Genomic DNA, 12560 nt, shown 5'->3' with positions numbered 1-12560 from the left:
GCTAAACTCTGAGGAGAGTGTGAATTCGAGCCGCTATTGCAAGCGGGTCACGGGTTGCGGGACAGCCTGAAAAAATCCGAAATCTGATCGGCGAGAATCTCGTCTGCAATCGGTTCGTAGAGGCCGTTTGGGATGGCTTTCAGGAGGTCATCCGGCACGTTTGCTTTGTTCACCTCAGCCAAGATTTCAACGGTTTCGGCGTCAAATTCCGGATGTGGCTGCAGCGTGAAAGCGCGGTCTCCGTATAAGAGGGCCGCATGTTTGCACCTGTCGGTGCTGGCGATGATCTGCACGCCCTCGGAGATCTCTGTGACTTGATCCTGATGCCAGGCCATAAGCGGCAAATCCAGCCCCGCAAAGTCATAGGTCTGGCGGCCCAATGTCCAGCCGCCCTCGTATTTTTCTACTTTGCCACCAAGGGCTTGTGCAATGATCTGATGGCCGAAACAGATGCCCACAATGGGACGCGCTGCTTCGACGCTTGCGCGGATGAAATCCTCAAGCGGAGGGATCCAATCATGGTCCTCATAGGCGCCATGTCGTGACCCGCTGATCAGCCAACCGTCCGCATCCTGCGGAGACTCAGGGAAGTCGCCTTCGTGCACATTCCAAGAGTCAAAAGTGAATCCCTGACCCCCCAATAGCTCTGCATAGAGCTCGGTGTAGTCGCCATGCGCATCGATGGCGGGTTGCGGCATGGTTCCGCAAAGAAGAAAGCCGATTTTCATCTGTGAAGATCCTTAGGCTAGGGGCCGGAAATGGTTAGCGCGCAGGCTGGCGGAGGTCAAAGCTTTCCGGTGGGATCGGAATGGGCTGGGCCAGGTAGTCGGCTTTGGGCACATGGGTCACACCGCGCAGGAAAAGCGCGTCGAGGGCAGCAGCAGGAAGCGCTGCAATCGCGGCTTCAATCGCGTCAAACAGAGGGGCGGGATCGCGGTCTTGGGCCGTGATCAACGGCAGGACCGGGGTTGGTTCGGTCTTTGCAATCACTTTGAGATCATTCGCAAACGCGTCGTGACGCTGGATGAGCTGCCATGTCACAACATCCAGGCCCGCAAGATCCGCGCGACCTTCTGCTACGGCAATGGCTGAGGCGCGATGGGCGCCTGTTTCCAAGAGGTTGCCGGGTTTTATGCCGCTTTCTAGTAAAGCCTTTGTCGGCGCGGCCCAACCGGATTGGCTGAGCGCTTCGTTATAGGCAAAGGTGCAGCCGTCGAAATCTGAGAGCTTGTCTGCACCAGTCCGGTGCGCGACCAGAACCGAATAATAGTGGCCGGCTGGACAGTCCGGAATGTCGTAGATTGGCGTTCCGAACAAGGTAACCTTGTCATGCAGCTTCGCGCGATAAGGCAAGCCACAGGTCTGGGCTAGGAGCAGGTCCGGAGACTGCCAGATATCCCAAAAATCCTGATCCCGTGTCAGGCCATCTGGGCCATATCCCAAATTCTGTTGGATTTCGGACCAGAGAGCATCATTTGCAGCCGCTGTTTCCGGCCGGTCATACATGCCTAAAGCCGCGATCATTCAGAGACCCTTTGACGCGCCAGGGCGCTATCGCGGTCGTTGATCCCCAAGAGGTTGGCCGCCAGCCGCACCAGAGAGTCTTCTTCGGCATCGCGTTCTCCATCGGCCAGAACCACTTGCCACAGGCTTTCAATCACAGCGATGCGCCCTTCAAAAGGCACGGCGTCTTTGATGGCGCGGGTAAAGCGGACGGTGTCGGGGGCCTCGGTTTCCAAGGTCTCGGCCTCTTTGCGCAGGGCACTGGCCTCGAACGCAGAAAGCCCATAGCGGGCGGCTGTGATCCGGTCGATCCGGTCAATCTCGGCTTGCGCATAGTCGCCATCGGCGCGCGCAATGCGCACCAGGAGGGCGGTCAGGGCAAGGCGTGCGTCGCCATCATTGAGGGGTTCGGGATCGGGGGCGGTGAGACGCTTTAGAAAATCAGCAAACATGAGCGCTAGATTGGTATTTTTTGTTCGGGCGTCAAGGCTTGAGAGCTATCGCGCCGGGCTGTCGGCAGGATTGATCCCAAGGTGGCTTTCGATCTCGTGCAATGCGCTGTGTTCTTCGGGCAGGTCGCGCCCGTCGGCCAGGATGACTTTCCAGAGTTGCTCTGTGATTTCCAAGCGATGGGCGTAGTCCACCGTTTCACGGATCAGTGCCGCGAAGTTCGTGGTGTCTGGTGCATGGGATTCCAGCTTTTCCGAGGTGGCGCGAAGCTTGGCGGCCTCGACCGCGTTCAGGCCGAAACTTTGCGCGAGGATATAGTCAATCTCGACGATCTCGTTGACGTGGTAAAAACTGTCCGATTTCGCGACGCGGACGAGAAGTGCGCCGAGGGCAAGCCTTTCGTCAGGCTCAGGAAGCTCTTGTGCTTTTGATGTGCCGCGCAGGCGCGCTAGAAAGTCGTCCCACATGAAAATGTCCCTGTTTTTTGTTCACTATGGGACGCAGGAGGTCATGGCGCAATAGGGGCTTTGCCCCTCGGCCTTGCGGCCTCACCCCAGAGTTTTTCAGGCAAGATGAAACTTAGAAGAAGAGGGATTTCTTGAGTTTGGTTTTATGCAGCGGGAGTTCCAGCACGCGGTCCATTTTCATGCCGCGTTTGGTGACGCGGTAGCCAAGGTATTTGTAGAGGCTGAGGGCGCGGGTGTTGGATGTAAGCACCTCAAGTTCGACGGAATCAAAGCCGCGTTTGCGGGCGCGATCTTCCATGCGTTTCATGAGTTGCGAGCCGATGCCTTTGCCTTGATTGGCGGGCGCGACCCAAAGATCTGTCACGTGATTGTCGCCGTTTTCTGTGGCGGCAAAGCCAAGAATGCCGTCCTCGTCTTCGGCAATCAGGATTTCGTCTGGAAAGGAATTTACAAAATCTTCAAAGACTTGCGGGCCGATCTTGTCACGGGCGTTCGCGGGCAGATGGGCTGCAATGCCGCGTTGCCAGGCCTGATGACCGATCTTTGCAAGCGACTTGGCGTCGGACGCACGCGCCCGGCGAATGGTTAACAATGACATATAGCCTCCCTTGCGTCAGTCGGGGACCGCGCAAGAGGAGGCTAACACGAGGTTTCGGATTTCGCGAAACGATCTGCGCGAAAAAGTGCCAGATGGTTAATTCGGGGTCGTTAGACTAGGCGCGAATTTTCCAAGGCAGCTTTCACGAAATCGCGGAAAAGCGGGTGCGGATCGAAGGGCTTGGATTTGAGTTCCGGGTGGAACTGTACGCCGATAAACCAAGGGTGATCTTGCCATTCGACGATCTCTGGCAGGCGGCCATCCGGGCTCATGCCGGTGAATTTGAGGCCAGCTTTTTCCAGTTGTTCGCGGTATTTGATGTCGACCTCATAGCGGTGACGGTGGCGTTCGTCGATGGCGGTGGTGCCATAGACTTCGGCGACTTTGGAGCCTTCAGCCAGCGTCGCGTTATAGGCGCCCAGCCGCATGGTGCCGCCTTTGTCGTCATCGGCTTTGCGGGTGACTTTGGCGTTGCCTTGGACCCATTCTTTCAGGTGGTAAACCACGGGTTCAAAACGTTTTTTGCCTGCTTCGTGGTCGAATTCCTCAGACCCTGCACCTTCGACGCCAGCGGTGTTGCGCGCGGCTTCGATGACGGCCATTTGCATGCCTAGACAGATGCCGAGGTAGGGGACTTTGTGTTCACGCGCGAATTGGGCTGCTTTGATTTTGCCTTCGGTGCCGCGCTCGCCAAAGCCACCTGGCACGAGGATCGCATCATAGCCTTCCAGATGTGGGGCGGCATCGCCCTTGTCAAAAACCTCGGCATCGACCCAGTTCACATTGACCTTGCAGCGGTTGTGCATGCCGCCGTGGATCAGGGCCTCTTTGATGGACTTATAGGCGTCCTCAAGCTGGGTGTATTTGCCAACGATAGCCACAGAGACTTCGCCGTCGGTGTTGTGGATCCGGTCGTAGACGTCGTTCCAGCGGTCAAGGTTCGGTTTCGGCGCAGGGGCGATCTGGAATGCATCCAGCACCGCTTGGTCGAGGCCTTCACGATGGTAGGCCAGTGGGGCTTCGTAAATGGATTTGAGGTCGTAGGCCGCAACCACCGCCTCTTTGCGCACGTTACAGAACAGCGCGATTTTCTCGCGTTCTTTTTCTGGGATTGGCTGTTCAGAACGACAGACCAGAACGTCGGGCGCGATGCCGATGGATTGCAGTTCTTTCACAGAGTGCTGTGTCGGTTTGGTCTTCAGCTCACCCGAGGCCGCCAGATACGGCAGCAAAGTCAGGTGCATAAAGATGCATTCGCCCCGGGGCTTGTCATGGCTGAACTGGCGGATGGCTTCGAAAAACGGCAGGCCTTCGATGTCGCCCACCGTGCCGCCGATTTCACAGAGCATGAAATCCACTTCGTCTTCGCCAATTGAGATGAACTCTTTGATGGCATTGGTCACATGGGGGACGACCTGAATGGTTTTGCCGAGATAGTCGCCGCGGCGTTCTTTTTCCAAAACGTTGGAATAGATCCGGCCAGAGGAGACGGAATCGGTCATCCGCGCAGGCACGCCTGTGAAGCGTTCATAGTGTCCGAGGTCGAGGTCGGTTTCCGCGCCATCGTCGGTGACAAAGACTTCGCCGTGCTCAAAAGGGCTCATCGTGCCGGGGTCGACGTTCAGATAGGGGTCGAGCTTCCGCAGGCGCACCGAATAGCCGCGGGCCTGCAACAAAGAGCCCAAAGCCGCGGAGGCCAGACCTTTGCCAAGGGAAGAAACCACGCCGCCGGTGATGAAGATAAATCGTGCCATAGAGTTGGCGACCCCCGTGAGTTGATGCGCGCAATTCGGGCGCGACTTGCATTCAAAATGAACACCCTCGGCAGCGATTCTGCCGATGTATCACGGGGGTTCACATATAAAGGATTCGCAATAGCTTGGCAAGATGACCGCAAGATACAGTTGCGGCATCCGTTAGATACTCAAGTACTGGTGGTGGGGCCGAAATCGACCCGAGTCGTTACTCTGCGATTGGAACCAGCGGCGCGTCGTCGCCCTCAGCAGGTGGCAGCAGGCTGCCCTCGGCTGTTGGTGCGGTCGGCACGGTGGCTTCGCTTGCAGGAACGTCTACGCCCAATTGATCGATGACCGAGGTGCCAGCCGCGTTGCGTGCGGCCAGAATGGTCAGCGTGATGGATGTGCAGATGAAGGCAATCGCCAGGACCCAGGTGATTTTGCCCAGAGCGGTCGCTGCTGAGCGGCCCGCAACGGCGCCACCGCCGCCACCGCCACCGATGCCCAAGCCTCCGCCTTCGGAACGTTGCATCAGAACGATGCCGATCAGGCCAAGCGCCAGAAGAAGGTGGATGATGAGGACAACGTTTTCCATGGTGGCCTTTGCGTGGCTGTAGTGTGCGATTACAGCGGGCTATCTATGCAGTTTTTGGGTGCGAGGCAAGGGGCTTGGGCGGCAGGCACAGGCCTTTGCGCGAAAATGTGAGGGAATTGGGGGCCAGCCCCCAAACCCCCGGAGTATTTATAGCAAGATGAAGGCGGATCAGTTCAGGTAGTCTTGGCGGAGTGCGACCAGTTTCTCGGCCTCTGATTTGGCTTTGCTGATCAGGTTCTTGCGCTGTTTTTGGTCCGAGCTTGCATAGAGCTCCATTGGCGCGTCTTCTGGGGCGATGAGGCTGTAGTCTTCGCTGATGATTGACCAGCCATAGACCGGTTTGCCGCGGCCTGACCGGGAAGAGAAATGTTCGATGTAGGCGGCGTCTCGGGTTGTGGACTGACCTGTGAAGGTCGGCGCTAGGTCGTGGCTGTCGGCCGTTTGTCCACGCGCACCGGTCAACGCGAGGATTGTGTCAAAGATGTCTGTGACTTGGACTGGGTCTTCGGTGCGGCCTTTGGAGACGCCGGGGCCCGTGATCACCATCGGCACATGGGTGCCGCCGTTGTAGATCGTGCCTTTGGCGTCGCGTTGCGTATTCAGGCGGCGGGTGACTTGGCGGGTGGTGCCATTGTCTCCGGTGAATATGACGACGGTGTCGCGCCGCTCGGCAGGGGAGAGGCTGTCCAGGAGGCGGCCGAGTTCTGTGTCCAGCGCCTCTAGGGCGGCAAAGTAGTGTTTGCGGGGGTCTTTGCGGATTGCCGATGCGTTTTCAGAGAGGGTGCCAAAGCTGTGTAGATCGCTGGGCGGCGCGTGAAAGGGCGTATGCGGTGCGGTGTAGGCGAGCCAGAGGAACCAGGGTTTGTTTTGGTCGTCGATCCAGTTGATGGCGTAGTCGGTGATGGCTGTGGTCACATAGGTCGAGGAGGTTGAGGTGCGGCCATTTTCCACGACGCGCCAGTCTTCGTAATCCTGCACGCCGCCGGATGGGATGCCGTAGTAGGTTGGCACGCCGAGTTTCGCGGGGTGGGTGAGGTCTCGGCGGGATTCAGAGAGGTGCCATTTGCCGACGACGGCAGAGGCATATTTGCCTTGCTGGTTGAGGCGATCAAAGAGGCTCGGGGTGTTGGTCGCAAGCCCTGCGCCCGCGCTGCCGACGCCGGTGCGGCTGGCGTAAAGGCCGGTTAGGATTGAGGCGCGGGTTGGAGAGCAAGTCGGGTAGGCATGGGCGTTGTCATAGACGCGACCTGTGTCACAGAGCGCTTCAAGTGTGGGCATGCGTACCACGCTTGATCCTTGGGCGTGGCAGGGGCTTGCGTCCACGCCCATGTCATCGGCGATCACCAAGAGCACATTGGGGCTGGCTGTTGCGGCCAATGGGGTCAGGCTTAGGGCGGCGGCGAGTAGGGTTTTGCGCATTGCGTCCTCCGGTTGGTGAGAGTGTAACGGTGCGCGCACGATTTTCCGTCGCGAAAAATTAAGAAACTCTGGACATGCGGGGACTTTGGTGATGGCTTGGGCCCATGCCACATGATCATTCCCATCCTCATACGGACCTGCCGTCCGATCCCGCCCTGCGCGTCAAAGCACTTGAGACGCTTTTGGTCGACAAAGGCCTTGTCGATCCCGCCGCGCTTGATGAAATCATCGAGACCTATGCCCATAAGGTGGGCCCTCAGAATGGCGCAAAGGTGGTCGCCAAGATGTGGGTGGATCCTGAATTCCGCGCGGCGATGCTGAGTGATCCCATGCCTCTGTTGCGCGAGATGGATCTCTATGGGCGGCAGGGCGAGCATATGATTTTTGTCGAGAACACGCCCGAGGTTCATAACGTCGTCGTTTGCACCCTATGTTCTTGTTATCCTTGGCCTTTGCTGGGCATTCCTCCGGGGTGGTACAAGTCCGATGCCTATCGCGCGCGGGTGGTGCGAGAGCCTCGTGCGGTCTTGGCGGATTTTGGCGTGACCTTGCCAGAAGGGAAAGCCGTGCGGGTTTGGGATTCGACCGCCGAGACGAGGTACCTGGTGGTGCCAGAGCGCCCCGAGGGGACCGACGGCATGAGCGAAGAGGAGCTGGCGGCTTTGATCACACGTGATGCGATGATCGGCACGGGGCTGGCCTTGGAGCCAAACTCATGAGCCGCGTGCATGACATGGGCGGGCGCTTTGGAGACGGTGCGGTCAATGCGTCTGATGACGCCACATTTGCGCAGGATTGGCACGCGCGTGCCCTTGCGCTGACGCTGGCGGCGGGCGCTTTGGGGCAGTGGAATATTGATATCTCGCGCCATGCGCGGGAGCGGTTATCGCCGAAGGATTACACGCGGTTTTCCTATTACGAGAAATGGATGGGAGGCTTGGCCGAACTGCTGATCGAAGCAGGTGTTGTGACCCGCGAAGAGTTGCAGTCGGGCAAGGCCGACGGGATCTCGCCCTTGGCAGATCGAAAGTTGCTGGCCGAAAAAGTCGCCGCCGCTTTGGCGGCCGGAGGACCAGCAGATCGACCCAGCGACATCGCGCCCGCTTTCAAACGTGGGGATAAAGTCAGGCTGCGTGCGCGGTCGGGCAATGCTTTGGTGAATGGTGGCCACACACGATTGCCCGCTTATGCGGCCGGGGCCATCGGAGAGGTGGTGATCTATCACGGCACGCATATCCTGCCAGACTCCAGCGCGCATGGTTTGGGCGAAGCGCCTGAGCCCTTATTCGCAGTTGCGGTCAAATCCACAGAGCTTTGGGAGCATCCTGAGAACCCCAATGACGAGGTGATCCTCGATCTCTGGCAAAGCTATCTGGAGCCAGCATGAACCGCCCAGAGCCCGTCTTTGAGGCCCCTTGGCATGCTGAGCTCTTTGCTTTGACTGTTGCGATGAATGAAGCTGGGCATTTTGCCTGGGCTGAGTGGGTCGAGGTGTTTTCCAAACAGCTTAAGCACGACGGGTTGAGCCGGGAGTTGAATGGTGGGGACGATTATTTCAATGCTTGGCTGACCGCATTGGAAACGCTGTTAACCGGGCAGGGGATCTCCGAGGCTTCTTTGCTTGCCGACCTAAAACAATCATGGACCGAGGCCTATCTTGCCACGCCGCATGGGCAGCCTGTTCGGATCAAATCGACCGCTTAGTCCTCTTCGACGTCGTCCATATCGACTTGGCCAGAGAGGTTCCGGCGCACGATGCTCCAACTGAGGCCAATGCCCAGCACAATCGACAGCGCGAAAATCCCAAGCCACGTGTAAGCAACCTCACCAGTCGGCGCGAGCAGGCCCCAATCATAAAGTACCCACATCAAGGCGCTGAGTACGATCAGGATCAGGAACATCCCGCCTGCTCCGATCGAGCGCAACGTAGCGCGCAGATAGATCAGATAGCCAATTGCCAAAAGCAGTCCCAGAAAGACCGTCATCGGCAGCTCTTCGACATAGTTCACCGCCGCCCATTCCAGATAGTTAAATCCAGTGGGGTTGTAGGTTGCCGTAAGCAGCAAAAAGGCAAAGAGCCAGCGGAGGAAAAAACCCATATCTCGTCCCATTCGGGCTTGTTTGCCGTAAAAAATGCTCAAAATGGTGCGGGCTGTCCAGTATCGCTAACCAAATTAATTTAAATTCTTGGTTTGCGAGGCGAGCAAACAGCAAAAGTGGGTTTTTCGACGCATCCCCCAAATTCACGCACTTTCCGGTTTCACTGCGCAAAGACTATCGCTAAAAGGGCGCGGGTTTGATCTCTGAAAAGGACCAGATATGGCAAACGTCGTCGTCGTCGGCGCCCAATGGGGCGATGAGGGAAAAGGCAAGATCGTCGATTGGCTCAGCGAGCGCGCTGATGTCATCGCGCGATTCCAAGGGGGCCATAACGCGGGCCATACCCTCGTGATCGACGGCAAGGTCTATAAGCTGCACGCGCTGCCGTCTGGTGTTGTGCGCGGTGGCAAGCTGTCTGTCATCGGCAATGGCGTGGTGCTGGACCCGTGGCATCTGGTCAAAGAGATCGCGACCGTGCGTGAGCAAGGCGTCGAGATCACGCCAGAGACGCTGATGATCGCGGAAAACACGCCGCTGATCCTGCCGATCCATGGCGAGTTGGATCGTGCCCGCGAGGAAGCGGCCTCTAAGGGAACCAAAATCGGCACCACTGGTCGCGGCATCGGCCCGGCTTATGAAGACAAAGTTGGCCGCCGTTCTGTACGCGTTGCCGACCTGGCGGACGAAGCCACCTTGGAAGCGCGTGTTGACCGTGCGCTGCAACACCACGATCCGCTGCGTAAAGGTCTGGGTATCGAACCTGTGGACCGCGACGCATTGATCGCGCAACTCAAAGAGATCGCCGCTGAAATTCTGCCTTTCGCGGCCCCAGTCTGGAAGGTGCTGAACGAAAAGCGCAAAGCCGGTAAGCGGATCCTGTTTGAAGGGGCGCAAGGCGCTTTGCTGGACATCGATTTCGGCACGTATCCATTTGTGACATCGTCAAACGTCATCGCAGGGCAGGCAGCGACTGGCGTCGGTGTCGGCCCGGGCTCTATCGAATATGTTCTGGGCATCGTCAAAGCCTACACCACCCGCGTCGGCGAAGGCCCGTTCCCAACCGAGCTGGAAGACGCTGACGGCCAACGCCTCGGCGAGCGCGGTCATGAATTTGGCACCACGACAGGTCGTAAACGCCGCTGTGGCTGGTTTGACGCCGCTCTGGTGCGCCAGACCTGTGCGACCTCGGGCGTGACCGGGATTTCTCTGACCAAACTCGACGTTCTGGACGGGTTTGAGACGCTGAAGATCTGCGTCGGCTATGAGCTGGACGGCGAAACTCTGGACTACCTGCCAACTGCCGCCGATCAACAGGCGCGTTGCACCCCGATCTATGAAGAGATGCCCGGTTGGTCTGAGTCCACAGAAGGCGCGCGCAGTTGGAACGACCTGCCTGCCAATGCGATCAAATACGTCAAACGCGTCGAAGAGCTGATCGACTGCCCGGTTGCTCTTTTGTCCACCAGCCCGGAGCGGGACGACACCATTCTGGTGACCGACCCGTTCGCGGACTGATGGCGCTCAGCTACAAAGCCCGTCGGCGCTGGTCTATCCTCATTCTGGTGGTAGGCCTGCCGATCTATATCATCCTAGCCACCGTGCTGGCGACGACTCTGGTGGGCTTTTTTGGCGACAGCGCTTTGACCTTTATTCTACAACTCTTGGTCTATATCGGGCTAGGGGTTGCTTGGATCCTGCCGTTCAAATCCATATTTCTTGGGATAGGACAAGCGGATCCCGATGCAGATCCCGAGGACTGAAAACAAAAAAGCCGCCCTGTGGGGCGGCTCTTTTGTTGTTGATGTCGACGTTAGCCTACAGCAGTTGCCGGTTTGAACCCGATGGTCTCTGCGGCGGTGAACCGGCCACCTGCGATCTTTTCGATCTTTTTGTCACGCAGCAATTGGCCAAAGGACCGCAAGCCCGCTTCGCGTTGGAACCGGTCTGGGCCAAGTTGATAAGCCAGACGCATCAGCATCGGTCGCGAGAAGCGACGGCGGCCTTCGACATAGGTCAGATAGGATGCGGCGGCCTCTAGAATGTCTGGCAGCTCAGTTGCACCAACTTCTTCTGCATATGCTACGAAATCGCCTTCTTCTTTTGGTTCAAAGGACTGGATATCCGCCGGAGACACGCGACGCGGGCGTACGGCCTCTTCGCGGGCGGGTACGGCATCGACGCGCTGTGACGCAACCAGACGCAATGGCGCTGCGCTATCGGTATCTTCGATCGGAGCCTCGGCGGCAACGGCAGAGCTTGCGCGGCGACGTGGGCGCATGACATCCGCCAGATCTTCACGGTAGGCACCGGATTGATCCTTGTTGCCCTCATATGTGCCAGCGCTCTTCTCGGCACGGGTCGCAGCGACGGCAGCACGCAGATGCGCCAGAGTAGTGCGGCGGCGGCTGGTGTCAGGGTCCTCCAGTTTGGTGTTTGCCTCGTCCAGCAGACGATCAACAGAATCCTGTTGTGGCGCGTCTTCGGTCAGATTGGCGCGCTGACGCGGGGCAGGAGGGGTCTCTTCAAGGATCTCCTCGTCGTATTCCTCTTCGTCGAGCTCGGTGTGAGCATAGCCGTTTTCAAACTCGGCGACCTCTTCCTCGGCGAATACTTCGGGTTCTGGTGTGGGTTCCGGAATTGGCTCTTGAATTGGGGTTTCCGCCACTGGCTCCGCTTCTGCTTCGACCTGCTTTTCGGAGCGACGCATGCGGATCACGCGGCCTTTTGCCGGAGCGGGTGCGGCTTCGATATCGTCTTCGTCTTCTAGAGACCCTTCGATGTCGCTTGCAGATTTACGCAGGAAATCGGCGGCTGGGTTTTCAGCGTGTTCGTCTTCGGTGTAGGGCGAGCTGTCCTCTTCCTGTTCCGCTTTGGAAACTACGGCACGAATGCGGCTCAGTTTTGCAGCGATGCTGCTGACGCCCGCGTCCTTTTGTGCCTTGCTGTCAGCAAAGAAGTTGTCGGCGTCGTCGACATCCTCTGCTTCGTCATCAAATGCTGCTTCCTCGTGAGCGTCGGTAAGCATTTCAGCTTCAGGAGCCTCATCGATCTCTTCGACGCTCTCTTCGGCCTCTGCCGTTTCGATCATTTCGTCTTCGACAAGCTCTTGAGCGACTTCTGGAGTTTCCTCAAAAGGAGCCTCTTCGATCTCTGCAGCCTCTTCAGCCTCGGCTTCATGGGCCGCGACATCATCTGCAACCTCGGCTGCGTGTTCCTCAGCGACCGTGTCAACTTCCGCGAAGAAGGCTTCACGTTCTTGCGCCAGCTGGTCCTCGTCGATTGCGACGGTTTCTTCACCCTCAGGGGTGTGATCTTCAAGCTCGGCCTCAGGGGCCTCGGTGATCCCTTCTTCGATGTCTTCCTGAGGCTCCGCAATCGCGTCGCCAGCGGTCAAAACCAAAGTGCCTTGATCAGTACGGGCTTGCACACGGCGTTCGATCTCGCGTTCTGCGATCCGCGCCAGCATTTCAGCATCTGGGGTTGGGGGCTCTGCACCGAAATAACGGTCGTCCGCGGCCAAGTCCCGGAAGTATTCCGCAATCGCTTTCATGGTCTCGAAGTTGTCTTCGAAACCCTCAAGCGTGCAGGAGAATGTCCCATACGATACTGTCAGTACTTTATTATTGGTAACCATGTTCCCGGTTCCTTTGCACTACTCAGAAACTTGTTTACCACATGGAGGGTGGCCAAAC

At 58.1% G+C, this 12560-nt stretch carries 15 protein-coding genes; 5 read left to right on the top strand and 10 right to left on the bottom strand.

Going from position 1 to position 12560, the window contains the following annotated elements; all coding sequences use genetic code 11:
- Positions 1-47: 47 nt before the first annotated feature.
- The 8 genes from WG622_RS04935 to WG622_RS04900 form a co-directional block, all read right to left on the bottom strand.
- A complete protein-coding gene (locus tag WG622_RS04935) occupies positions 48-728 on the bottom strand; it encodes a type 1 glutamine amidotransferase (protein ID WP_339402554.1) in 681 nt (226 codons plus the stop codon).
- Between the two features lie 34 nt (positions 729-762).
- Complete coding sequence (locus WG622_RS04930; protein ID WP_339402553.1) at positions 763-1524, bottom strand: phosphate/phosphite/phosphonate ABC transporter substrate-binding protein; 762 nt, start codon at positions 1522-1524, stop codon at positions 763-765.
- Positions 1521-1955, bottom strand: a complete 435-nt coding sequence (locus WG622_RS04925) for a tellurite resistance TerB family protein (RefSeq protein WP_339402552.1) — start codon at positions 1953-1955, stop codon at positions 1521-1523. Before WG622_RS04925 ends, WG622_RS04930 begins: the two co-directional genes overlap by 4 nt.
- Before the next feature lie 45 nt (positions 1956-2000).
- On the bottom strand, positions 2001-2420 hold the full coding sequence (locus tag WG622_RS04920; protein ID WP_339402551.1) for a tellurite resistance TerB family protein: 420 nt from the start codon (positions 2418-2420) through the stop codon (positions 2001-2003).
- 112 nt (positions 2421-2532) lie between these two features.
- Positions 2533-3018, bottom strand: a complete 486-nt coding sequence (locus WG622_RS04915; protein ID WP_339402550.1) for a GNAT family N-acetyltransferase — start codon at positions 3016-3018, stop codon at positions 2533-2535.
- A gap of 110 nt (positions 3019-3128) precedes the next feature.
- Positions 3129-4772: a CTP synthase gene (pyrG, locus tag WG622_RS04910; protein ID WP_339402549.1), complete on the bottom strand. Its 1644-nt coding sequence runs from the start codon at positions 4770-4772 to the stop codon at positions 3129-3131.
- Between the two features lie 208 nt (positions 4773-4980).
- Entirely contained in the window at positions 4981-5349 is a 369-nt protein-coding gene (gene secG, locus WG622_RS04905) for a preprotein translocase subunit SecG (RefSeq protein ID WP_339402548.1), read from the bottom strand.
- 168 nt (positions 5350-5517) lie between these two features.
- Positions 5518-6768, bottom strand: coding sequence for a sulfatase-like hydrolase/transferase (locus WG622_RS04900; RefSeq protein ID WP_339402547.1), 1251 nt, complete (start codon positions 6766-6768; stop codon positions 5518-5520).
- A 104-nt stretch (positions 6769-6872) separates the two neighbouring features.
- On the opposite strand from WG622_RS04900, the gene nthA reads away from it, so the two are divergent.
- The 3 genes from nthA to WG622_RS04885 are packed head-to-tail and all read left to right on the top strand — an operon-like array spanning position 6873 to position 8472.
- On the top strand, positions 6873-7487 hold the full coding sequence (nthA, locus tag WG622_RS04895; protein WP_339402546.1) for a nitrile hydratase subunit alpha: 615 nt from the start codon (positions 6873-6875) through the stop codon (positions 7485-7487).
- The gene (gene nthB, locus WG622_RS04890) at positions 7484-8155 is read left to right on the top strand and encodes a nitrile hydratase subunit beta (RefSeq protein ID WP_339402545.1); all 672 of its coding nucleotides are present in this window, start codon (positions 7484-7486) and stop codon (positions 8153-8155) included. Before nthA ends, nthB begins: the two co-directional genes overlap by 4 nt.
- A complete protein-coding gene (locus tag WG622_RS04885) occupies positions 8152-8472 on the top strand; it encodes a nitrile hydratase accessory protein (protein ID WP_339402544.1) in 321 nt (106 codons plus the stop codon). Before nthB ends, WG622_RS04885 begins: the two co-directional genes overlap by 4 nt.
- Here WG622_RS04885 and WG622_RS04880 read toward each other — a convergent pair.
- Entirely contained in the window at positions 8469-8867 is a 399-nt protein-coding gene (locus WG622_RS04880; RefSeq protein ID WP_209356758.1) for a DUF6524 family protein, read from the bottom strand. The two genes, WG622_RS04885 and WG622_RS04880, sit on opposite strands and share 4 nt — an antisense overlap.
- A gap of 220 nt (positions 8868-9087) precedes the next feature.
- Between WG622_RS04880 and WG622_RS04875 the strand changes: the two genes are divergently transcribed.
- Both WG622_RS04875 and WG622_RS04870 read left to right on the top strand, forming a co-directional pair.
- The gene (locus WG622_RS04875) at positions 9088-10383 is read left to right on the top strand and encodes an adenylosuccinate synthase (RefSeq protein WP_339402543.1); all 1296 of its coding nucleotides are present in this window, start codon (positions 9088-9090) and stop codon (positions 10381-10383) included.
- The gene (locus tag WG622_RS04870; protein WP_339402542.1) at positions 10383-10628 is read left to right on the top strand and encodes a DUF2842 domain-containing protein; all 246 of its coding nucleotides are present in this window, start codon (positions 10383-10385) and stop codon (positions 10626-10628) included. The genes WG622_RS04875 and WG622_RS04870 overlap by 1 nt, the downstream gene beginning before the upstream one ends.
- A gap of 50 nt (positions 10629-10678) precedes the next feature.
- Here the strand turns inward: WG622_RS04870 and WG622_RS04865 are convergent, their stop codons facing one another.
- On the bottom strand, positions 10679-12502 hold the full coding sequence (locus WG622_RS04865) for a hypothetical protein (RefSeq protein ID WP_339402541.1): 1824 nt from the start codon (positions 12500-12502) through the stop codon (positions 10679-10681).
- Positions 12503-12560 lie beyond the last annotated feature (58 nt).

The organism is Cognatishimia coralii (genome assembly GCF_037478305.1).
Classification (GTDB): Bacteria; Pseudomonadota; Alphaproteobacteria; order Rhodobacterales; family Rhodobacteraceae; genus Cognatishimia; species Cognatishimia coralii.
The sequence above is the reverse complement of the archived record's forward strand: the minus strand, read 5'-3'. Positions and strand labels throughout refer to the sequence as shown.